This window comes from Shewanella goraebulensis, from assembly GCF_030252245.1.
GTDB classification, from domain to species: Bacteria; Pseudomonadota; Gammaproteobacteria; order Enterobacterales; family Shewanellaceae; genus Shewanella; species Shewanella goraebulensis.
The window spans coordinates 698186-720474 of sequence record NZ_CP126972.1 but is presented as its reverse complement, the minus strand read 5'-3'; the positions used below and the strand labels follow the sequence as shown (position 1 = coordinate 720474).

Sequence of the window (22289 nt, the reverse complement as noted above, 5' to 3'; positions counted from 1 at the left end):
TATCAATTAACCTGCTACTACTTTAGCTACAGCACGTTCAAAACGCGCTAAACCTTCAGCGATATCAGCTTCTGGGATCACAAGAGAAGGAGCAAAACGTACAACGTTAGCACCAGCAATCAGACTCATTAAACCTTCTGCAACGGATGCAACTAGGAAGTCACGGCTACGACCAGCGTATTGCTCGTTTAATACTGCGCCAAGTAACATACCTTGACCACGTACTTCTTCAAATACATTATATTTTGCGTTAATAGCAGCTAAACCATCACGGAATAACTGTTCACGATGCTTAACGCCATTAAGTACTTCTGGCGTGTTAACCACATCCATTACAGCATTACCAATAGCACAAGCTAGAGGGTTACCACCGTATGTAGAACCGTGAGTACCAATTTTTAAATGTGTTGCAATTTTTGCAGTGGTTAGCATTGCTGCAATTGGGAATCCACCACCTAACGCTTTAGCGCTGGTTAAAATATCAGGAACGATATCTGCACCCATATAAGCAAATAACTCACCAGTACGACCAACACCTGTTTGTACTTCATCGAAGATAACTAACGCGTCATGCTTGTCAGCTAAAGCACGTACCGCTTTTAGGAATTCTGGATCACCATTGATGATACCGCCTTCCCCTTGAAGAGGTTCAAGCATGATGGCGCATGTGTTGTCTGAGATTACTGCTTCTAATGCAGCAATATCGTTAAAAGGTACATGAGTAACACTTTGTGGTTTAGGGCCGAAACCGTCAGAGTAAGCCGCTTGGCCACCAACAGTTACAGTGAAGAAAGTACGGCCGTGGAATGCTTTATCAAATGCAATGATTTGATCTTTTTGCGGGCCATGGTTTTCAAGTGCGTAACGACGGGCAAGCTTTAGTGCAGCTTCGTTAGCTTCTGCACCTGAGTTTGCAAAATATACACGTTCTGCAAATGTTGCATTAACTAACTTTGTAGCCAACTCTAATGCTGGTTCATTAGTCATAACATTTGAAAGATGCCAAAGTTTTTCACCCTGCTCTTTAAGCGCGCCAACTAATGCTGGGTGACAATGACCTAAACAGTTCACCGCAATACCACCAGCAAAGTCAATAAACTCGTTGCCTTGTTGATCCCATACTCGGCTACCTTCACCGCGAACAGGAATTACTGCTGCAGGCGCATAATTAGGCACCATGACTTCATCAAATTGGGCACGTGTTAAGTTCATTTCAACGCTCATTACTTTTCGTCCTTTGGTTATTAAGTGATTTTAAAATCACTCTATTCCGCTGTCTGTATTGATTTTGATTTAGTATCGCAGCGGTTGCTTGTCTAACTTGAAGGACATTATTAGCTAAAATGTGATCAAAATACCAGTTTTTAGCTGTTAACTATTCATTACTTAAATGATTAGTGAATAAAGAGTGAGAAAAATGCGCATACAAAGTGCTTATATTGCTAATTCACAGCATAAATAGTCATAAAAAAAGTTATTTGAGCTCAATATAGTTAGCTATTCAGCAAAAGTGCATAATTACACAAGATAATTAAGCCTGAGATGAACAGCTAACCATAGTTAAACTAGATCTAACTTACGATAGTTTTGAGCTTTCAGCCTAATAAGTTCTTGCTCGGTAAATTCATAGTAATCGAACATCAGACGCTTCTCTTGTGGCTCGATTAGGCGAGACTCTTCAAGTAAAAGCACTTTAACAAAGCAACTGGCTTTAGCCACGATAGCGCTTTCCACTGAAAACTCACTGAAGTGATAGTTGAAATCGAGCTCTTTTAATAGTTTGGTGAGCTTACTGTTTTCAAATTCAAGTAAGTCGAGCATTTGCCAGTTTAATTGCTCACCGTGAGCCATCACTTTTTCAAACACTTCATTGGCAGGAAATTCTGATGCCATCACTGCGTCATAAAGGTTTTTATCCCCTTTCGCGCTTGTTTCTCGAAGCCAAGAGCCCCAAGTTTTTTCAAATTCGCGCGCGCTGGCATTCAATATGGTTGCGCTACCAAGCTGTTTCATTAATGAAGCGCTATATACCAGGGCTTCATCTTTTTCATGTAAAACTGCCAATGATTTTGCCGCTATAGCCGTCATCATGCTATATCGCCATAACTTTCTGGTGGTCCACACTAAATTAGCATTTCCAGCAGGTAACCAATTGCGCAAGCAAAAATAAGGCACAAGTGCTTGCAGGTTTTCGATACCAATATAATTGAGTACCAACTTAATATCTGTCACCTTAACTTCTGAACGTTGAGGTCTTCTATGGCTTGATGCCGGACTATTTATTAAATTAACTAAGTCGGTATACAACCAAGAGATATTTTGGACTAAAGGGCGGATACGACGTAAATCAGGGTCTTTGTTCAAAAGTAAATCGAGCAATAGAACCTGTGGCTCTGTTAATCCGGATTGTTCAAGCATTTGTTTAAGGGAACTCAATTGATGCTCTAAACTGTTCATAACTGTTAAAGTTAGCTGCTCTGAAATCCGCTTAAGCACCTGTTGCGCTTTAGCTTGCTCTTCCATCCGCGCTTTAATCGCTTGGCGCTCAACTTCTAACTTATTCGCATCATCTTCGAGTTGTTTGTCACGATCATCAAACTGTTGGGTTAGTTTTTCCTTCCCAACAATCAGTTGTTTATATAAGCGGTTTTCAACTTCTATGACTTTACCTGGTCTAACTCCACCAGCTACTGATACTGCCACTACGATTCGCCCTAACCCTGTTACATTTATTATTGATAATAAAGGATATCGGCCAATTTATGTAACAATTGATAGTATTAAACTAAAAAGAAATAGATAAAAAAGGCTTCCAATAGGAAGCCTTCATTCAGTTGAGCTTGTGCATGTATTCTATGATGCTAATGCTCTAATTATTTAAGCTCTTGTTCAAATAATTTGTAAATACGACGATATTCATCCAGCCAGCTTGATGGTTGTCTAAATCCATGTGGCTCCACTGGGTAAATCGCAGTTTCAAACATCGGTTTTTCAAGTTCAATCAAACGCTGCACAAGACGCACACTGTCTTGGAAGAACACGTTGTCATCCAGTACACCACTCATAATCAGTAAAGGTTTCTCTAATCCTTGAGCATGCTCTATTGGTGAACTACGTTCGTAAGCTATTGGGTCTACATCAGGCGTATTAAGAATGTTTGACGTGTATGGGGCATTGTAGTGCGCCCAATCCGTTACCGGTCTTAACGCAGCACCAGCTTGGAATAATTCAGGTTCATTAAACAGAGCCATAAAGGTTAAGAAACCACCATAAGAGCCACCGTAAGTCCCAACTTTAGCCGCATCAACATGGGTATTCTTCGCCATCCAATTAACACCATCTTTTAAATCTTCGACTTCTGGGTGTCCCATATTACGGTATACAGCGGTGCGCCAATCACGGCCGTAGCCTTTTGAACCTCGGTAATCCATATCCATTACCACATACCCTTGTTGTGTTAGTAGGTTATGGAACATGAATTCACGGAAGTAACCAGAAAAACCATTATGGGCGTTTTGTAAGTAACCCGCACCGTGGTTGAAGATAACCGCAGGATACTTATCGGCATTAGCAGCGTCATAACCTTGTGGTAAATATACTCTTGCATAGATGTCTTTAGCACCATGGCTAGAAGGAACTTTTACCACTTGAGGTGCTTGCCACGCATAATTGCTAAATGCTTTGCTGGTATATTGGGTTAACTGCTTAAGCTCACCGCCGATTGCTTGCACATAAAGTTCATTAGGGTTAATAGCTGTTGAAGCGGTTAACAATAACGATTGACCGTCAGGACTTAGTTCGTAATCTAAAGTACCATTCCACTGAGTTAACTGCTCAGTTTTACCTGTCGCAACTTCCACACGATAAACATTATAAGTTCCAGGGTGGTCTTTATTGGCGCGGTAATATAAATGGCTTGCATCAGGTGATAATGTCACTTGATCAACGACATATTCGCCATTAGTTAACGCCATCGTTTTGCCGTTAGATTTAAGGTATAGCTGAGAAAAGCCTGACTCTTCAGATAAATAATAGAATTTATCAGTGCCAGTCACCCAACCAAATTGGTTGAAAGTGTAATTAATCCAAGCATCATCATGTAAACGATGCTCTGTGGTCAGTTTACCATTTTCAAGATCAACACTAGCGATCCAGCGATCTTTATTATCAACCGCTTCCATCATCACTAATAATTTATTTTCAGTGTCGTGCCAGCGAATTGCGCTTTGGTTCCAACCCCAGTCTTGCATTAATTGCAGTAAGCGTGGCTCTGGCTTGCTTTTATAGCTGTTACCTTGTGCTGTTGCATTCTCAGCTTTTACCGAAGCTAAAACATCTTCATCAAAGCCTGTTAGACCTTCAATGGTAATATCTTTTTTCACATGTTCAGCCAAATCAAGCAAAACTAACCTTTCACCCGGATAGCTATCTTCAGCAACTCTGGCTCTAGCTGGCACAGCGTCGACATAACCATCTTTACCGAGATAGTTAGGCATAATGTCATGCTCTGCTCGCCAGCTATAATTCTTATCTGACAACGCTACAACTAAGTAACGGCCATCAGCAGATAGACTCATTTCATTGACTTTTTCACTGTCACCTAAATACCAAGTTTTCGCGGCAAAGGTAGGGTCTTGGGCTGCAAGTTCTTCTGCATATTCTGCACGTGTTTTACTCTTATCATGTTGCAGCGCAACATAAGCAATTAAACGATGCTGTTGCTTAGCAATGTAAGATTCAGGATCTTTGACACCTTTTGGTGCTTTTGCCATTTGTATATCAGCAAGTTGCTCGGTCATGCCCGACTTTAAGTGTAATTTAAAAACACTGTTGCCTTGCATGTAGGCGATATCACCTGAAGTTAAGAACTTTACTTCGTCAATCGGGGTGTTTTGGCGGGTAAACTGTTTAACTTCACCTGAATCAAGCTGTTTTACAAAAATATTGCCTTTGTATAAGTAGGCCTTTTGGGTCTTATCAGTATTGAATACACCATGCTTTTGATCTGCTAAGTGCAACTGATTGAGTTTAATGATGCTGGCTTGGGTTTGATTAATCTCTTGATGGTAAACATCTGCTATCGGGGATTGATGCTCTTGGCGACTAAAGTAGATCGACTGACTATCGTCTGACCAATAGGCGTTCTTGGCTAGTAACCCCATCCAATCAGGATTTGCCATAATTTGATTAAGAGTCAGTGGTTGCTCAGCTTGCGGTGGCATAGCTAACGGAACCATTATGCTAGCTGATTGATTAGTTACCGTTGAAGTATCACTGTTGCTTGCTGTAGCGCTGCAACCTGAAATAATTGCGAGAGAAAGCGCGCTCAGTGCGGCATTTCGCAGTAGCCTGGTCATATTAAATCCCTTGTCATCAAAGATGAATGATATTTTCTCGCCTAAACGTTAAATAGTTTGGCAAGTGCTTTTATTATTGGCCTTTTATATCACAAAAAATGACAATGTTTGTGGGGATTTATCGCTTAAGTTGTAACAGAAGTTAGATGTGAGTAAGAAAATTATTGAGAAGCTCGTGACCTTGTTCAGTCAAAATCGCTTCTGGGTGAAATTGTACCCCATAAATCGGCAAGGTTTTGTGGCTCATAGCCATAATTTCACGACCATGAATAGGGTCGTCGTACCATGCATCTAACTGGAAGTTATCAGGCAATGACTCAACTAATAATGAATGGTAACGGGTAACTGTAAGTGGTTGGTTCAATTCTTTAAACAACCCCTCTTCCCTATGGGTTATTGCACTAGTTTTGCCATGCATGACACGTTTAGCTTTTATCACTTTTGCGCCAAACACCTGAGCAATTGCTTGATGCCCTAAACAAACACCTAATAGAGGCAGCTTTCCAGCAAAATGGGCAATGGCATCGAGTGAGATCCCTGACTCATTTGGTGAACAAGGACCTGGAGAGATAATGAGGTGAGTTGGATTTAGCGCTTCTATTTCGCTGATTGTAATCTGATCATTTCTTTTAACCATGATCTCATAACCCAAGCGCTGAAAATACTGCACTAAATTAAAGGTAAATGAATCATAGTTATCAATCATTAACAGCATTAAACATCCCAGCTTTAATATGGATTTCTGCAGTAGCAAAATATTTTGAAACCGATAAGTATTTTGAAACCGATGTTCGAAGCAGCGAAAAACTCAAATAGCTCATCAAAATATATCGCTTCAATCTTACAAGAGCTCTAAATCGCGGATAATAACATAGCTTAGTCTGTCACTTAAATAATTAGCGCTTGATATGAATTTTTCAGCTGTAACGATTGCTTGCTAGGTTATAATCACTACCTCATTACTTCTTTACCACCTAGGTTTGATCATGCACAGCCACATACAAAAAATCGACAATACCAGCTTATATTTTATCGGAGACGTCTATGGTCGATTAGACAAGTTGCATGATTTGCTTACTGAAATAGATTTTGATATTGATGATCCTGAATCAAGTATCCAATTTGTAAAATTGGTTTTTTGCGGCAACTTAATTGCATCCACTGAAGGTAAAAATATTGAGCACATTGCACTTCTGACTTTAGTGAAAGACATGGTTGATAAAGGCCATGCATATTGTTTACTTGGCAGCAATGAGTTTGAAGTGATTGGTTGGAGTAAGCATCACCCGATCACTGACGCACCTTATTTACCAGTGAATTTAACCGTTGAAGTAAACAACACAAAACCGAAATTTCTATCTCAGTTCGCCCAAGGTGATGAAACACTATTCCAGTGGGTTGATTGGTTTATGGCGCTGCCACTTTATTTAGATTTCGAACACATTCGAGCAATTCACGCTTGTTGGGATAATAAAGTCATCAATGAGTTGAATCCATATTTAAACTTAACAAATCAAAAAACTGAAGATAGTCCTAACGGTACAAGTAGTAGTTTAACTGCCGTGATGACCAATGCTTTGGCACAACAGTTTTGGCCTGCAGCATTTGATACTAAGCATCCATTATCAACATTGATGAACTCGTGTTTAAACTACCCTCAATTTGAGATTAATGACTCACATCCGCACCAGCAATTAACGACGCCCGTCGTTATCGGTCATTATCCACAAGATAGTTTTCCTGATATTCACAACGAACACTTAGTTTGCGTTAATTACAACGCTGGGGTTGATGATTATCCTTTAGTCAGTTTTGCTTGGCATCAGGGGCGTAAAAAGTCGATTGAGGTGAACGCCTCTGAGAATGCCAAATTAAGCTTAGGTGAGTTTTGTTTCATCGAACAGCCCACCGCAGAAGAGCATATTGCAGAAGGCGTAGAAAGTTTATTGGCGCGACTTATAACGGTGTTACCTCAACCAACAATCGCACAATCCGCACTGGATCAATTTCAGTCTCAAGTAGCAGAGTGCCTTTGTAATGATTGGGATCCATTAGAACTTAACCAACAAATGCATAGTCGTCACCCCTATGGCGAATTTATAGAGCTCATATCATTACTGGCATTATCTCAAGACTCTGAGCAACTTAGCGCTTACCTCGCAATTGTTGCCCGTTATCAGCTCGAAACTGAAAACGACAATTTGGAGAATCGCAGTTTAAAAGTCGCGTTTAAGCTGACCAGATTAGCGAAAGCTTATCAGGACTGATTAGAAATAGTCTGATAATTTTTATGTAAACTAAATCCTGATTATTTAGCATTTTTACTGCTCAAAACTTTCAGTAATCGCCAAAAATGAAAAAACCAGTCATTTTTCAATGACTGGTTTTCTTATGAATCGAACATCCACATTACACAGTTTCTTAGCGAAAGTTTCTTAGCGATAGATAATTAACGACTATTGCTTAACGACTTTTACTTAACGACTGTTAAATGTGCACGTCCTTTTGGTTTTTCAGAATTGCTCGTAGGCTTTTCTTCTGTCACTTCAGTTTTTTCTGTTGTTTCAACTGCAGAGAAAGAGCGTGGCGCTGGAGATAAGTCTTCAGACTCTTCTTCAGGCATATAAGCATCTTCCATATCAAACACAGTTCCAGCACCGTTTTCGCGCGCATAAATCGCAACGATTGCAGCCATAGGTAAAACAACTTGCTGAGGTACACCACCAAATCGAGCGTTAAACTCGACAAATTCATTGGTCATTTGTAAATTGCCTACAGCACCGCCAGCAATATTAAGTACGATTTGACCGTCCTTAACAAACTCTTGAGGTACTTGAGTGCCTTTTACAAATGCATCCACAACAACATGTGGGGTAAAGTGATTATCCATCAACCACTCGTAGTAAGCCCGCAACAAATATGGACGGTTAGGTGTAATCGCTTTCATTACATACCCATGCGCATTTCGCGCTCAACCTCAGTTAACGATGCTTTAAATGATTCACGCTCAAAAATGCGTGTCATGTAAGCATGGATATCTTTAGATGTACGAACATCTAAGTTGATTCCTAACTCAGGTAAACGCCATAATAACGGACCTAAGTAGCAATCAGCTAAGCCGAATTCTTCACTCATGAAGTATGGCATTTCAGCAAATACTGGCGCTAAAGCAACTAAGCTTTCAGTCAACTCTTTACGAGCAGCGTCAGCTTTTTCACCTTTACGGATACGGTCAACTAGTACATACCAGTCAGTATCAATACGGTGCATCATTAGACGGCTTTGGCCACGAGCAACCGGATATACTGGCATCAATGGAGGATGAGGAAAACGCTCATCTAAATATTCCATAATGATACGAGATTCATACAGCACTAATTCACGATCAACTAGAGTCGGTACTGAGTTATATGGATTTACATCCAATAGCTCTTGAGGTCTCTCACTAGGTTCTACCTGCAATACATCAACAGTTACACCTTTTTCAGCCAAGACGATACGTACTTGGTGGCTATATAAATCATCGGCACCAGAAAAAAGTGTCATGATAGAGCGTTTGTTGGCAGCTACAGCCATTGTTACCCTCCAGAAAAACGGAAAAAACAAAACAAACGAGGGGCAAAGCCCCTCGTTTAAAGTATGCGAATAATGTATTTTACCCGTTATTCGTGTCTAGTGCACATCTTTCCAGTATTCTTTCTTCAACAAATAAGCAACGATGAAGAAAATAAACAAGAATCCGAGTACCCACCAACCTAAAGCTTCACGCTCTAACTTCACTGGATCTGCAGAATATGCAAGGAAACCAGTGATATCGCGAACAGCTTGGTCATACTCTTCAGCGTTCATAGAACCGCCAGTTGTCACAAACGTACCATCTTCTTGTTTAACAGGAATACCCTGTAAATCTTCAAGAACATGCGGCATACCCACTAATGGGAATACTGTATTATTGACACCAAATGGACGGCTTTCATCTTTATAAAAGCCTTTAAGGTATGAATACACCCAATCTTGTCCACGAACACGTGCTACTAGCGTTAAGTCAGGAGCTGCTGCGCCAAACCACTTTGCAGCATCTGCAGGTGGAATCGCATTTTCCATCAACTCACCAATCTTAGCGTCAGTGAACATGTACTTTTGACGCATATCGTCTACTGAGATATCTAAATCTTCAGCAACACGACCATATCGTTGGTACTGAGTACTGTGACAGCCAGAGCAATATTGTTGGAATAAATTCAAACCACGCTCTAAAGACTCTTTATCATGAAAGTCTACATTGGCACTTTCTAAATGAACATTGCTGCCACCTGCTGCAATAGCAAGTGATGGTAACAATGTAACTAATGCAATTAATAACTTTTTCATTAGTGTGTCACCCTCGTAGGAACCGTTTTTGTTTTCTCATTTTTACTGTAAACCCACAGCGCAACGAAGAAACCAAAATAAGTTAGTGTAAAGATACGAGCTGCAATCGTTAACGTTGGTGTTGCAGGAACAGCACCTAAGTAACCAAGGATTAAGAAAGACACAGTAAATTGTGCAATGTTAATCTTGTGGATCAGACCACGGTAACGGATAGACTTCACTTTACAGCGATCTAGCCAAGGTAGTACGAACAATACAGCAATCGCAAGACCCATACCCACAACACCTAATAACTTGTCAGGAATCGCACGTAAGATTGCGTAGAATGGTGTGAAGTACCAAACTGGAGCAATATGTTCAGGAGTCTTCATTGGGTTAGCCGCTTCAAAGTTCGGCTTCTCAAGGAAGTAACCGCCACCTTCAGGCATAAAGAACAACACATAACAGAACACGATTAAGAAACCGGCCACGCCCATGATGTCTTTCACTGTGTAATAAGGGTGGAAAGGAATAGCATCTACTGGCCATCCGTTTTCATCTTTATTCTTCTTAACTTCAACACCGTCTGGGTTATTTGAACCCACTTCGTGTAATGCAATTAAGTGAAGGAAAACAAGTACAACAAGTACAAGTGGCAAAGCAATAACATGCAATGCAAAGAAGCGGTTTAGTGTAGCACCAGAAACAACATAGTCACCACGGATCCACAATGTAAGGTCATCACCAATAAACGGTATTGCCCCGAACAAAGAGATAATTACCTGTGCGCCCCAGTAAGACATTTGTCCCCAAGGTAGCAAGTAACCCATAAAGGCTTCAGCCATTAATACAAGGAAAATCAACATACCGAACAACCAAAGTAATTCTCTTGGCTTTTGGTAAGAACCGTAGATAAGACCACGGAACATATGAAGATAGACCACCACAAAGAATGCGGAAGCACCTGTGGAATGCATATAGCGGAGTAACCAACCGTATTCAACATCACGCATGATGTATTCAACTGAAGCGAATGCACCTTCAGCTGTTGGCACGTAATTCATGGTTAGCCAAATACCAGTCAGTAATTGGTTAACTAAAACAAGTAGTGCTAATGAACCAAAGAAATACCAGAAGTTGAAGTTCTTTGGAGTTGGATATTGACCAACGTGGCGGTTATAAGTCGCCGTCATTGGGATGCGAGCATCAATCCAATCAACAATATTCTTAACCATTATGCAGCTCCTGTGTCTACACCGATGAGTACCGTGCCGTCATCTACATATTGATGTGGCGGTACAACAAGGTTTAATGGTGCAGGTACACCCTGGAATACACGACCAGCCATATCAAATTTAGAACCATGACATGGACAGAAAAAACCAGCAGTCACACCTTCTACTTGCTCACCAAATGAATCTGGTAAGTAAGTTGGTGAACAACCTAGGTGAGTACAAATACCTACAGCAATGAAGAATTCAGGCTTGATTGAACGCGCAGGGTTAGCTGCATAATCAGGCTGTTGTAACTCTTCAGAAGCAGGATCGCGTAATTGACCATCTAACGAAGACAGTTCGCTCAGAATTGCATCTGTACGACGTACAACCCATACAGGTTTGCCACGCCATTCAACACGAATTAATTGACCTGGCTCTACTTTACTAATATTAACTTCAACCGGTGCACCTGCAGCTTTCGCTTTAGCGCTCGGATTCCATGACTTGATAAAAGGCACCGCTACAGCGACGGCACCAGCTCCACCTACTACGGCGGTTGCGGCTGTCAGGAATCTGCGGCGTCCGGTATCGACTGGCGCATTGCTCATCCACTTATCTCCCAGAGGGTGTTGGAATTCTTATATTTTAATAACTTAGCAACATTAGAATCACTAATCGCTAAATCTATACTTTGAGGCGGGGCTCATTATAGCGAAAAATTAGAACCAGATCATAGTAAAACACACAACTAAGTTGCGGGATTTGTATGTTTTTTTTATAGCGTACAAAAAACAACCAAGCCATTTCACCTATTTACAACAATATGCCTAGAAGTGAAATTTATAAGCTATTGTAAATAAATAATATTTAATGAAATACTCTTAATCTAAATTAGTCATGACTGAATAATTAGTCCAAAGGAGAGAAATTCAATTTATTTGAATAAAAAAGCCCAGGCATAAAAAAACCCGGTATAAACCGGGTTTTTATTCAAGCAAATTAGAATTTACTTACCATCAATTGACTTCATGTACTTGAAGAAATCACTATCAGGTTCTAAAACCATCACATCACTGTTGCCAGCAAAACTTTCTTTGTAAGCTTCTAAGCTACGCAAAAAACCATAGAATTCAGGATCTTTATTGTATGCATCTGCATAAATCTTAGCAGATAATGCATCACCTTCACCTCGAACTGTTAAGGCTTTACGTTCAGCTTCAGCAACTTTAACCGTTACATCAGCATCGATCGTTGCACGAATGATTTCAGATTGCTCCTTACCTTGTGCACGATGCTCTTTCGCAACAGCTTGACGCTCTGCTCGCATACGTTGGAAAATACTGCTACTCACGTTTGCTGGTAAGTTGATTTGTTTAACACGAACGTCAACCACTTCAATACCAAGGTCTTGTGAACTTTCAGCTGCATTTTCTAGTGCATCATTTTGCAGTTCATCACGTTTACCAGAAACAATTTCTTTAATGGTGCGACGACCGAACTCTGTACGTAAATCATTGTTGATTTTACGTTGTAGTAAGTCTTCTGCAGTCACGATGTTACCGCCACCTGTTGAAAGGTAGAAAGTTTCAAAGTCATTAATACGCCATTTAACGTAAGAATCAACCATCAAATCTTTCTTTTCAGAAGTCACGAAACGGTCAGCTGCGCCATCTAGAGTTTGAATACGTGCATCAAGATATTTAACCTTATCGATAGCAGGTATTTTAAAATGGATTCCCGGTGCAAGCACACGAGTAACAGCTTCGCCGTTAACATCATCTTTTAAAATCTCACCAAAACGAGAAACAATGGCACGTTCACCTTCATTTACTACCATCAAAGATGAAAAACCAACCCCTAACAGGATGACTACAATAATTAGTCCAAATCTACCCATGAGTTAGTCCCTCCCTTGGCGAGAACGAGACTCGCGTGTTTGGCGGCCATCAAGCGGCATTGACGAATCAAACAAGTTATTTGAAGGTGTATTGATATGCGTTTCCACAACAGGCTCAACCACTTTACGTTTAGTTTGATTATCCATCATTTTATCTAAAGGCAAATACATTAAGTTACCACTGTTTTTGGTATCTATAAGTACCTTGTTGGTGTCAGCCATGACTTCTTGCATTGCATCTAAATAAAGACGCTTACGAGTCACTTCTGGTGCCATTTCATATTCAGGTAATAACTGCTCAAATCGTGCAACTTTACCTTGGGCTTCTAATACTTCACGCTGTTTATAAGCACTAGCATCTTGGGCCATACGTTCAACTTGACCACGAGCTTTAGGTTCAATTTCACGTGCGTAAGCTTCAGCTTCACGAATAAAACGTTGTTCATCTTCTTGTGCAGAAATTGCATCATCAAAAGCATCTTTCACTTCTTCAGGTGGACGAGCAGGCAAGAAGTTGACGTCTTGAATTGATAAACCCAATTTGTATGGTTCAAGAATACGTTCGAGTTCAGACCAAGTATCACGACGAATTGCATCACGACCAGTTGTCAGGATGTCATCCATAGTGTTATGTCCAATCACATAACGTAAAGCACTATCAGTTGCTTCTCTTAAACTTGCATTGGCATCAACAGCGCTGAACAAATACAAATAGGCATCGTCTACACGATATTGAACATCTAGCTCAACTTTAACTAAGTTTTCGTCAGATGTTAGCATGCTGCCAGAAGATGGAATTGATCGAACCGCTTTAATATTTACAGGGAAAACCTCATCGACAAATGTCGCTTTCCAATGCAAACCAGGTCCAACTTCGCCTGAGTGCTGACCGAAACGTAATGTCACCCCACGCTCAGCTTCTTTAATGGTATAAAAACCTGAAGCGCCCCACACCAACAAACCAATAACTAACACAACAATAATGCTGGTTGAGTTAAATGAAGGACTTGACGATCCACCAGAACCACCTTTACCACCGCCAAAGCGCTTTGAAAGATTACGAAATACTTCGTCTAGATCTGGTGGGCCTTTATCGTTACCGTTTTTGTTTCCCCAAGGGTCTTTATCTTTTCCCTTGTTACCGGGCTCATTCCAAGCCATTTAGCACTCCATAAGTGGATGAAATAAATGTTATTAGCAAGTAACGTCTACTTCTGAGTCTTCAATTGAATCCTCACAAATAAACGTCTCTAATTCGCCTTGACTCTGTTTTGTTAATCGACGCCAATTGGCTTCCGATAAACGAACAGACAAAATACAGTTCCCCAGATCGTCATACTCTTTCTGCTGTATCGCGTCCAGTCCATAAAACTGACCAAGATAATGCCCAGCCGTCGCTGGTATTTTCAATGTTTGCTCCACAATGACTTCACCGATTAACTCGTTGATAGCCTGTAATAGCAATTCAAATCCAATTTGTTTTTGTGCAGATACCCAAACTCGTTCAGGCATCCCCTCATCGTCGTAATCGATGCGAGGTACAAAGTCTTCCAGTAAGTCGATTTTATTACAAACAACTAGTTGTGGAATAGTATCTGCGTCAATTTCTTCAAGTACATTTTGAACTTGCTCGAAATTTTCCGTCATATTTTCATCTGCACAATCGATAGCATGCAATAACAAGTCAGCTTGACGAGTTTCTTGCAGTGTAGCTTTGAAGGCTGCGACTAAATCATGAGGTAGATGACGAATAAACCCAACAGTATCCGCTAAAATAACGGCCCCATCAGGTAAATTTAGCTTGCGCAGTGTTGGATCCAGTGTGGCGAATAACTGATCCGCTGCATACACTTCAGAAGCGGTTAACGCATTAAACAACGTTGACTTACCTGCATTGGTGTAACCCACCAATGACACAGTGGACAAGTCACTGCGTTTACGCGAACGACGACTCTGTTCACGTTGCTTGTCTACTTTATCCAGTCGACGATTAATACTTTTAATTCGTCCACGCAGTAAACGTCTATCGGTTTCGAGCTGGGTTTCCCCAGGCCCTCGCATACCAATACCACCTTTTTGTCTCTCCAAGTGAGTCCAACCACGAATAAGGCGAGTCGACATGTGGCGCAATTGCGCTAGCTCCACTTGCAACTTACCTTCGTGTGTTCTCGCTCGTTGAGCAAAAATATCTAAAATCAGTGCTGTCCGGTCTAAAACTCGGCATTCACAAATTTGTTCTAAGTTTCTTTCTTGAGCAGGACTTAACGCGTGATTAAAAATCACGACATTTGCTTCAGTAGCAGCCACCATAGCGGCTAACTCTTCTACTTTACCTGTCCCTACAAAAAACTTTCGATCAGGTGAACGTCGACTTCCGGTAATAACACCAACAGAGCGAGCACCTGCTGATTCGACTAATAATTGTAACTCTGTAATGTCTTCTCTTCGGTCGTCATCAGAAAAGTCAATGTGTACAAGAACTGCGGTTTCACCCGCTTCATAGCGATCAAACAAGTAACAAACTCCTTAAAGATTATTCAGATGCTGGTGCTTCATCATGCGTTGTATGAGTAGTTTGAGCAGTCACATTAAATGGACGAGCTGGAACTACAGTCGAAATAGCATGCTTGTAAACCATTTGGCTTACTGTATTTTTCAACAAAATAACGAATTGGTCGAATGACTCAACTTGTCCTTGCAACTTAATACCGTTCACTAAATAGATTGAAACTGGTACACGTTCACGACGCAGCGCGTTCAAAAATGGGTCTTGTAAAGATTGCCCCTTAGCCATTTCGATTTCCTTTTTTTATTTTCAAAACAAATTTTTTGAATAATGTTTTATTGTTTAGTTTGAGTATTATACAGCAACGGCGAATAATCTAGCTCGAATGTCGTATAAGTGTAACTAAATTTCCTTCGGCTCCACTTTCAAGCCAATTTAAATCAGGCCAACTTCTCAACCATGTTAATTGACGTTTTGCCAATTGCCTAGTAGCAGCAGTCGCTTTTTCTACCAAAGTATCACAGTCAAACTCTTCATCTAAGTATTGCCAGCACTGTCTGTAACCAACACAGCGCATTGAAGGCATATCTAAATGCAAATCACCTCGGTCTTTTAATCGCTGAACTTCTTCGATAAAACCTTGTTCCATCATCAGTTTAAATCTTTTTGCGATTAATTCATGTAATACTTTTCTATCAAGTGGCGCAATGGCAAATTGCACCACATCATAAGGCAATGCTTCTGACTTGGTTGCAGTCAATTCAGTCATTGTCTTACCTGTTATTTTAAATACTTCTAAAGCACGCGATAATCGCTGAGGATCATTAGGGTGAATTCGCTCACCAGCAACAGGGTCAATTTCACACAGTTGCTGATGTAATGCATCCCAGCCTAGCATTTCTGCTTGTTTATTTATCTCAGCCCTGACGTTTTCGTCAGCTGCAGGAAGTGGCGATAAGCCTTCAAGCAATGCCTTAAAATACATCATGGTTCCGCCCACCAATAATGGTGTTTTACCACGAGCAATAATTTGTTCTATTTCATTAAGTGCATCGCGTCTAAAGTCTGCTGCCGAGTAACTTTCACTCGGATCTAATATATCAATTAAGCGATGCGGAGCTAATGCTAACTCATCAGCATTAGGTTTAGCTGAACCAATGTCCATTTGACGATAAATCAGCGCAGAATCAACTGAAATAATTTCACAGTTGTGTTTTTGTGCCATTTCAATAGCTAAAGATGTTTTACCAGAAGCTGTAGGCCCCATTAAAAACAATACTTTAGGTTGTTTAAGTTGGTTCACATTAATTCTCTTCTAACCATGTTTTCCACGGTAACGACTTCGCTTGAGACTCTAGACTCGACTTCTGTTCGTTATCTAATTGACAGTATTTAAACCAAATATCAGATGCTGCAGCAAACGATTGCGTTTGATGTTTAGCTATCCACAGTGATAATGCTTCATCTGAAGGGGTTTCTAATTTAATCCAGTTTAATAATTCTGGAATTAATACCGCTAACTGGCTATCTCTCAGATATGGGGGCACATTCTTAATTATCAACTGTTGGTAGCGAATAGATAATGTTAAACCCAGTCTGCGCAGCAATATATCTCGCTCCTCCAGCAATGCTTTCCAATCTACATCTGCTTGAATTGAAACCGGCATTAGCAAAGGTTGCCCTACCAAACCGGTTTTAATTTTAGCCAAAACTTCATTTTTAGTAACAATAACTGACACTTGTGAAATATCTAATAGTTGTAATTGACTATCTTTTACTAGCACCCAGTATTGGCCATCTAACAAAGGCGGCATGGTATTCAATGTTGCTACATTTACTTCATTAACTTGTGTTAATGAAGTATTTTCACTATGAGTTTGCAACAGTTGGCCATAATTGGCGATTGCTGCCGGTGTTACTTCTGCAGAATCCACCGCTCTACTATTACCGCCTTGTGAACTGCCATATTGATGACCTTGGGCAGGTACAGACATATTACCGAATCGATTACGGCTCACTTCCCTTGGCTGATATTCTCTGCTGCTATCAGTATGGCTAGCAGTAATTTGAGATAGGTACGAATTAGCTTGAGCTCCCTCTCCAGCGTATAAATCACCTGAGTGACCTTGATTATTTGGCTGACTTGCAACTTGCGGCTGGTTTTGTCGATGAGACGAAGAATCCTGAAGAGGCTGATGGTAGCTATCTTCATGTCCATGTTGCCCATCGGGATCTAATACTAACTCAGAAATTTGCTCTAAAACCGATTGCAGTGCCTGCAAAATAAAGTCATGGACCAACCGACTTTGATGAAACCGAACTTCATGCTTAGCAGGATGAACATTTACATCCACTTGATGAGGGTCGATCTCAAGCATCAACACATAACCGGGTTGATGTTGAATATTAAAGCGCCCAAAAGCTTGCTTAACGGCGTGATTAACTAAGCGGTCACGCACTAAGCGACCATTAACATAAAAATAGCAGCTATCCGTAACATGAGTATCACTAGGTGATTGTAAATAGCCTGATAAGGTTAGCCCATCATGCTCACATGCTAAATGTAATGCTTGCTCAGCAAAGCCACGGCCACAAATTTGACCTAGGCGTTGTTTATATTGAATTTCAGTATTAGCAGGGCGATATTGGCGAACTAATTTGCCATTATGGGTTAGAGTAAAATGCACATCAGTTCTAGCGATAGCAATGCGCTTAAGCCATTCGTCTATATGGGTAAATTCAGTTTTATCACTCTTTAGAAAGCGTCGTCTTGCTGGAGTATTAAAGAACAAATCCACCACATCGATGGTTGAGCCTTTTGGGTGAGCTGCAGGCGTAATTTTTACATCCATTTGTGAGCCAGCAGCGTTAGCCTGCCACGCTTCTGATTGCTCAGCAGGTTTAGAGGTTAAGCTAAGTCTTGCCACAGAACTAATACTTGCAAGGGCTTCACCACGAAAACCAAAGCTTAAAATAGCCTCTAAGTCATCTAGTGAATGAACTTTGGATGTTGCATGGCGCGATAACGCTAAGGCTAGCTCTTCTTTTGCAATGCCTTTACCATTATCACGGATGCGAATGAGCTTACTGCCGCCTTTGTCGATCTCTATATCAACCCGCGTTGCGCCAGCATCCAAGCTGTTTTCAACCAACTCTTTAACAACTGAGGCTGGTCTTTCAACAACTTCACCAGCCGCGATTTGGTTAGCAAGTTGTGGCGGTAAAATTTGAATCGCCATAAATTATGCCCTCGGAATGACCAGCTTTTGGCCTATTCGTAATACATCGGACTTTAAGTTATTACTTTTTTTAATATTGGCAACACTGACTTTATAGCGCTGAGCAATAACCGATAATGACTCACCGCTTCTAACCGTATGCTTAACGTTACTTTGCTTGGCAAAAGAGGTTCCAGATGGCGGATTAGACTCAAAATAATTCACAACGCCTTTATGAATAGCATTGGCTAATTTTTGTTGATGATTGCCATTAAGCAACAGTTTCTCTTCTTTAGGATTAGAGATGAAACCGGTTTCAATCAAAATAGAAGGGATATCGGTTGATTTTAAAACCGCAAAGCTCGCTGATTCAGGTTTATTCTTATGCAGTTTAGTGACTTTACCTAAACCAGAAAGAATGTCTGTTGCGATGCTGTGGCTTTCAGCCATTGAATGATCCATCGACATATCAATTAATGTCATCACCAAGTACTGTTCACTATCAGTATTTTGGATAATGTCACCAACACCGCCTAACAGCTCCGAGTGCTTTTCTTTATCTTCAAATACTCGACCAATTTCGGTATTAGCACGGCGTTTAGACAATACCCAAACTGAAGCACCTTTTGGATGCGGCGTAGTAAATGCGTCAGCGTGTATCGATAACAATAAATCTGCACGGCTATTTCTGGCTAATTCTGAACGCTGATTTAAGTTGACAAAATAATCGCCACTACGAGTCATTACCGCCTTCATACCTGGGGTTTCATTTATCTTACGCTCGAGTCTTTTTGATATTGCTAATACAACTTTCTTTTCAAAGGTGCCTTTCGGCCCAATAGAACCAGGATCTTCTCCACCATGGCCTGCATCAATAGCAACAATCACATCTGTCGAACGTTTACTGGTTTGCACGACTTGTTTTTTTGCTGTCGATTTATTAGTTGAATTGTCTAAATCAACGACTAAGCGATTGCCATATGGTGCTGTCGGTGAAAGCGAAAACAGATTTGCTTTAACTGGGGTGGCTAATTCTAGTACTAATCTTAAAGTGCCCTTTTTAGGCGGAGAACTGAGCCTAACTTTACTAATTAATTTGCTGCTTTTCGCTAAGTTTTCAAACTTAACCTTGGTTGAGGCATCTTTTAAATCAATTACCAGACGCTGGGGATTAGTTAACGAAAAATAACTATAGTCAGGCGCTTTAGATAGATCTAAAACAACTCGTGTCGAATCTGGTGCATCCCAAATTCTAACGCTATCTAATTTGTTCGCAGCTTCAACAATAAAACTGAAGCTAAGCAGAAATATAAAAGTAAAAATTCGAGTCATTTTATCTTAAGTCATTATTATTTTAATTTATCGACGATCAGCTGTCCTGAAGGTGTCAGCCCGCTTAGTTCAACTTGTCTTTGCTCACCTTGATAGCTTAAATGTATTGCTAGATCAGCATCAGGTAGCAAACCGTGACCTCTATCTGGCCACTCAATAATACTGATGCTTTTATCAGTAAAGTAATCACGGATCCCCATGTACTCAAGTTCTTCAGGGTCGAGTAAACGGTATAAGTCAAAATGAAACACATCCATATTTTTCAATTCATACGGCTCAACAAGCGTATAGGTTGGGCTTTTTACGTTACCTGCATGACCCAATCCCTGAATTAACCCGCGGCTTAAAGTCGTTTTTCCTGCACCTAAATCACCCGTTAGGTAAATAACCAGAGGTGCTGAAACCCATAACGACAAGGTTACGCCTAATTCTATTGTAGCTTGTTCATCTTGAAGATTTTTTGTTATTGAAGTCATGTTAACTTACCAGCACTTGAGGGATTAATCATATAAAAAGTGCAACTTTACAGAGATAAATAGCACCTCCAGTAATATTACTCGATTTAGATAGCAGAAAAAAATAGAGCCAGCTTAAAAAGCTGACTCTATTTTAAATATTAACATAAAATCGAAACGGCCAAAATATCTGTTAGATGTCGTCCATTCTCAGTGCGCTATGGACAAGCCTTTTTTGCTGAGTACGCTCAACCCGAACCAGATCCATTAAAGCCTCTTTAATTTCGGTCACTGCTGTGCTATTTGCCGTTTTCTCAATTAAACCAATAAGGCGATTTTCAAGATCTAAATGCAGCTCTAGTACATCGTCTTCAGTCATATTGGCCGCTAAAGCAGATTCATTACAGCGCTTTTTAAAATCTTCAAATGTGATGTCTTTATACCAAGTATCAAGCATTCGTGTCGGTGCTTCATCAATATAATTTTCAATGCTGTCATGCACATGCTGTTGATGTTGCTGCAAGTACTCCAACATCATTTTCACTCGAGTCGAATCAGCATTACGATGCAATCGACTATAAAGTTGTTTCATGTCTAATCGCGATGTTGCTATAAATTCAAGCAATTCACTTAGTTGTTGAATACGTATCATAAACACTCCACCAGTATCTGCACTCTCATGCAGCCAATAAATTAGTTTGTAAAAGCTTGTGTTTATTATGGTTCATAATTCGCAACTAATATTTGAGCAAGCTCATATTTTACATATAAAAGACAGGTAAATTAGTCAATATGAAATAAACCTAGCAAAACAGAAGAATTACTATGTCACAAGCGTAACTGAACTAATGATCTATTATTTAATGGTTTACTTAAGCTAAAACAGAGAGGGAATATGGAGCGACCTATTATTTTCGACAAGAATGGTTCGAACTGATGACCTATACCTTGGCAATAAAAAAGGTATCACTATGCTAAAAACTCAACTGAGCTATTTTTTATTTGGAAATTTTGCTTGGAATATACAGAGGGAAAGTTTGGAGCGACCTATTATTTTCGACAAGAATGGTTCGAACTGATGACCTATACCTTGGCAAGAAAAAAGGTATCACTATGCTAAAAACGCAACTGAGCTATTGTTTATTTGGAAATTTTGCTTGGAATATACAGAGGGAAAGTTTGGAGCGACCTATTATTTTCGACAAGAATGGTTCGAACTGATGACCTATACCTTGGCAACAAAAAAGGTATCACTATGCTAAAAACGCAACTGAGCTATTTTTTATTTGGAAATTTTGCTTGGAATATACAGAGGGAAAGTTTGGAGCGACATATCAGGTTCGAACTGATGACCTATACCTTGGCAAGGTATCGCTCTACCAACTGAGCTAATGTCGCCTTACAAAACTTGCTATTGAAATTGGAGCGACATATCAGGTTCGAACTGATGACCTATACCTTGGCAAGGTATCGCTCTACCAACTGAGCTAATGTCGCATCTTGTTACGTTATCAACACATTTGGCAAGGTATCGTTTGAACCAAAGCCAACTGAGAAAATGTCGTATCTACATTTCAATTTTTAAAATTTGGAGCGACATATCAGGTTCGAACTGATGACCTATACCTTGGCAAGGTATCGCTCTACCAACTGAGCTAATGTCGCATCTTGTTGCGTTATCAACACATTTGGCAAGGTATCGTTTAAACCAAAACCAACTGAGCTAATGTCACATTTCAAATTTTATATTGAAAATTGGAGCGACATATCAGGTTCGAACTGATGACCTATACCTTGGCAAGGTATCGCTCTACCAACTGAGCTAATGTCGCATCTTGGTGCTGCAATTTTCAATTTTCAACTACATTCAGCAAGAGTCTTGCTGTAAAAAGTTGAGGCCGCATTATATGTAATATTCACTACACTGCAACCCCTAATTTGAAAAAAAAGTTTGTTT

Annotated in this window: 19 protein-coding genes and 4 tRNA genes; 1 reads left to right on the top strand and 22 read right to left on the bottom strand. The window is 40.3% G+C overall.

Annotation, left to right across the window (positions count from 1 at the left end; translation table 11 throughout):
• Nucleotides 1-6 precede the first annotated feature (6 nt).
• The 4 genes from QPX86_RS03070 to QPX86_RS03055 all read right to left on the bottom strand — a co-directional run bounded on the left by QPX86_RS03070 (nucleotide 7) and on the right by QPX86_RS03055 (nucleotide 6072).
• A complete protein-coding gene (locus QPX86_RS03070) occupies nucleotides 7-1224 on the bottom strand; it encodes an aspartate aminotransferase family protein (RefSeq protein WP_285164116.1) in 1218 nt (405 codons plus the stop codon).
• A gap of 336 nt (nucleotides 1225-1560) precedes the next feature.
• Nucleotides 1561-2703, bottom strand: a complete 1143-nt coding sequence (locus tag QPX86_RS03065; protein ID WP_285164114.1) for an HDOD domain-containing protein — start codon at nucleotides 2701-2703, stop codon at nucleotides 1561-1563.
• 170 nt (nucleotides 2704-2873) lie between these two features.
• Complete coding sequence (locus QPX86_RS03060) at nucleotides 2874-5357, bottom strand: S9 family peptidase (protein ID WP_220752212.1); 2484 nt, start codon at nucleotides 5355-5357, stop codon at nucleotides 2874-2876.
• A 142-nt stretch (nucleotides 5358-5499) separates the two neighbouring features.
• On the bottom strand, nucleotides 5500-6072 hold the full coding sequence (locus QPX86_RS03055; RefSeq protein WP_285164113.1) for an anthranilate synthase component II: 573 nt from the start codon (nucleotides 6070-6072) through the stop codon (nucleotides 5500-5502).
• Nucleotides 6073-6343: 271 nt separating this feature from the next.
• On the opposite strand from QPX86_RS03055, the gene QPX86_RS03050 reads away from it, so the two are divergent.
• Nucleotides 6344-7624 carry a metallophosphoesterase family protein gene (locus QPX86_RS03050; protein ID WP_285164106.1) on the top strand — a complete coding sequence of 427 codons (1281 nt, stop codon included), beginning with the start codon at nucleotides 6344-6346 and terminating at the stop codon, nucleotides 7622-7624.
• Nucleotides 7625-7830: 206 nt separating this feature from the next.
• Here the strand turns inward: QPX86_RS03050 and QPX86_RS03045 are convergent, their stop codons facing one another.
• The 18 genes from QPX86_RS03045 to QPX86_RS02960 form a co-directional block, all read right to left on the bottom strand.
• Nucleotides 7831-8304, bottom strand: coding sequence for a ClpXP protease specificity-enhancing factor (locus QPX86_RS03045; RefSeq protein WP_220752206.1), 474 nt, complete (start codon nucleotides 8302-8304; stop codon nucleotides 7831-7833).
• On the bottom strand, nucleotides 8304-8933 hold the full coding sequence (sspA, locus tag QPX86_RS03040; protein ID WP_220752204.1) for a stringent starvation protein SspA: 630 nt from the start codon (nucleotides 8931-8933) through the stop codon (nucleotides 8304-8306). Before sspA ends, QPX86_RS03045 begins: the two co-directional genes overlap by 1 nt.
• A 96-nt stretch (nucleotides 8934-9029) precedes the next feature.
• Nucleotides 9030-9728, bottom strand: coding sequence for a cytochrome c1 (locus tag QPX86_RS03035; RefSeq protein WP_285164103.1), 699 nt, complete (start codon nucleotides 9726-9728; stop codon nucleotides 9030-9032).
• A complete protein-coding gene (locus QPX86_RS03030) occupies nucleotides 9728-10942 on the bottom strand; it encodes a cytochrome b (protein ID WP_220752200.1) in 1215 nt (404 codons plus the stop codon). Before QPX86_RS03030 ends, QPX86_RS03035 begins: the two co-directional genes overlap by 1 nt.
• On the bottom strand, nucleotides 10942-11532 hold the full coding sequence (gene petA / locus QPX86_RS03025) for a ubiquinol-cytochrome c reductase iron-sulfur subunit (RefSeq protein ID WP_220752198.1): 591 nt from the start codon (nucleotides 11530-11532) through the stop codon (nucleotides 10942-10944). The genes QPX86_RS03030 and petA overlap by 1 nt, the downstream gene beginning before the upstream one ends.
• A gap of 398 nt (nucleotides 11533-11930) precedes the next feature.
• The gene (gene hflC / locus QPX86_RS03020) at nucleotides 11931-12821 is read right to left on the bottom strand and encodes a protease modulator HflC (RefSeq protein WP_220752196.1); all 891 of its coding nucleotides are present in this window, start codon (nucleotides 12819-12821) and stop codon (nucleotides 11931-11933) included.
• 3 nt (nucleotides 12822-12824) lie between these two features.
• Nucleotides 12825-13982: an FtsH protease activity modulator HflK gene (gene hflK, locus QPX86_RS03015; RefSeq protein WP_220752193.1), complete on the bottom strand. Its 1158-nt coding sequence runs from the start codon at nucleotides 13980-13982 to the stop codon at nucleotides 12825-12827.
• A gap of 33 nt (nucleotides 13983-14015) precedes the next feature.
• Nucleotides 14016-15335 carry a ribosome rescue GTPase HflX gene (gene hflX, locus QPX86_RS03010; RefSeq protein WP_220752191.1) on the bottom strand — a complete coding sequence of 440 codons (1320 nt, stop codon included), beginning with the start codon at nucleotides 15333-15335 and terminating at the stop codon, nucleotides 14016-14018.
• Nucleotides 15336-15354: 19 nt separating this feature from the next.
• On the bottom strand, nucleotides 15355-15615 hold the full coding sequence (gene hfq / locus QPX86_RS03005) for an RNA chaperone Hfq (RefSeq protein ID WP_220752189.1): 261 nt from the start codon (nucleotides 15613-15615) through the stop codon (nucleotides 15355-15357).
• A gap of 88 nt (nucleotides 15616-15703) precedes the next feature.
• Entirely contained in the window at nucleotides 15704-16630 is a 927-nt protein-coding gene (gene miaA / locus QPX86_RS03000) for a tRNA (adenosine(37)-N6)-dimethylallyltransferase MiaA (protein WP_220752187.1), read from the bottom strand.
• Between the two features lies 1 nt (nucleotide 16631).
• On the bottom strand, nucleotides 16632-18566 hold the full coding sequence (gene mutL / locus QPX86_RS02995) for a DNA mismatch repair endonuclease MutL (protein ID WP_285164100.1): 1935 nt from the start codon (nucleotides 18564-18566) through the stop codon (nucleotides 16632-16634).
• Nucleotides 18567-18569: 3 nt separating this feature from the next.
• A complete protein-coding gene (locus QPX86_RS02990; RefSeq protein WP_285164099.1) occupies nucleotides 18570-19877 on the bottom strand; it encodes an N-acetylmuramoyl-L-alanine amidase in 1308 nt (435 codons plus the stop codon).
• A 17-nt stretch (nucleotides 19878-19894) separates the two neighbouring features.
• Nucleotides 19895-20353 (bottom strand): tRNA (adenosine(37)-N6)-threonylcarbamoyltransferase complex ATPase subunit type 1 TsaE, encoded by a 459-nt coding sequence (gene tsaE, locus QPX86_RS02985; RefSeq protein ID WP_285164098.1) that lies wholly within the window; start codon nucleotides 20351-20353, stop codon nucleotides 19895-19897.
• A gap of 172 nt (nucleotides 20354-20525) precedes the next feature.
• On the bottom strand, nucleotides 20526-20981 hold the full coding sequence (locus QPX86_RS02980) for a hypothetical protein (protein WP_220752319.1): 456 nt from the start codon (nucleotides 20979-20981) through the stop codon (nucleotides 20526-20528).
• A 673-nt stretch (nucleotides 20982-21654) separates the two neighbouring features.
• Nucleotides 21655-21730 (bottom strand) — tRNA-Gly (locus QPX86_RS02975).
• A 23-nt stretch (nucleotides 21731-21753) separates the two neighbouring features.
• Nucleotides 21754-21829: transfer RNA gene (locus QPX86_RS02970), tRNA-Gly, on the bottom strand.
• A 92-nt stretch (nucleotides 21830-21921) separates the two neighbouring features.
• Nucleotides 21922-21997 (bottom strand) — tRNA-Gly (locus QPX86_RS02965).
• A 91-nt stretch (nucleotides 21998-22088) separates the two neighbouring features.
• A tRNA-Gly gene (locus tag QPX86_RS02960) sits at nucleotides 22089-22164 on the bottom strand.
• Nucleotides 22165-22289 lie beyond the last annotated feature (125 nt).

What these genes read in the sequence shown, in the direction of transcription:
- QPX86_RS03070 (WP_285164116.1), bottom strand. Translation starts at nt 1,224, where the DNA reads ATGAGCGTTGAAATGAACTTAACACGTGCCCAATTTGATGAAGTCATG.
- QPX86_RS03060 (WP_220752212.1), bottom strand. Translation starts at nt 5,357, where the DNA reads ATGACCAGGCTACTGCGAAATGCCGCACTGAGCGCGCTTTCTCTCGCA.
- QPX86_RS03055 (WP_285164113.1), bottom strand. Translation starts at nt 6,072, where the DNA reads ATGCTGTTAATGATTGATAACTATGATTCATTTACCTTTAATTTAGTG.
- QPX86_RS03050 (WP_285164106.1), top strand. Translation starts at nt 6,344, where the DNA reads ATGCACAGCCACATACAAAAAATCGACAATACCAGCTTATATTTTATC.
- QPX86_RS03045 (WP_220752206.1), bottom strand. Translation starts at nt 8,304, where the DNA reads ATGAAAGCGATTACACCTAACCGTCCATATTTGTTGCGGGCTTACTAC.
- sspA (WP_220752204.1), bottom strand. Translation starts at nt 8,933, where the DNA reads ATGGCTGTAGCTGCCAACAAACGCTCTATCATGACACTTTTTTCTGGT.
- QPX86_RS03035 (WP_285164103.1), bottom strand. Translation starts at nt 9,728, where the DNA reads ATGAAAAAGTTATTAATTGCATTAGTTACATTGTTACCATCACTTGCT.
- QPX86_RS03030 (WP_220752200.1), bottom strand. Translation starts at nt 10,942, where the DNA reads ATGGTTAAGAATATTGTTGATTGGATTGATGCTCGCATCCCAATGACG.
- petA (WP_220752198.1), bottom strand. Translation starts at nt 11,532, where the DNA reads ATGAGCAATGCGCCAGTCGATACCGGACGCCGCAGATTCCTGACAGCC.
- hflC (WP_220752196.1), bottom strand. Translation starts at nt 12,821, where the DNA reads ATGGGTAGATTTGGACTAATTATTGTAGTCATCCTGTTAGGGGTTGGT.
- hflK (WP_220752193.1), bottom strand. Translation starts at nt 13,982, where the DNA reads ATGGCTTGGAATGAGCCCGGTAACAAGGGAAAAGATAAAGACCCTTGG.
- hfq (WP_220752189.1), bottom strand. Translation starts at nt 15,615, where the DNA reads ATGGCTAAGGGGCAATCTTTACAAGACCCATTTTTGAACGCGCTGCGT.
- mutL (WP_285164100.1), bottom strand. Translation starts at nt 18,566, where the DNA reads ATGGCGATTCAAATTTTACCGCCACAACTTGCTAACCAAATCGCGGCT.
- QPX86_RS02990 (WP_285164099.1), bottom strand. Translation starts at nt 19,877, where the DNA reads ATGACTCGAATTTTTACTTTTATATTTCTGCTTAGCTTCAGTTTTATT.
- tsaE (WP_285164098.1), bottom strand. Translation starts at nt 20,353, where the DNA reads ATGACTTCAATAACAAAAAATCTTCAAGATGAACAAGCTACAATAGAA.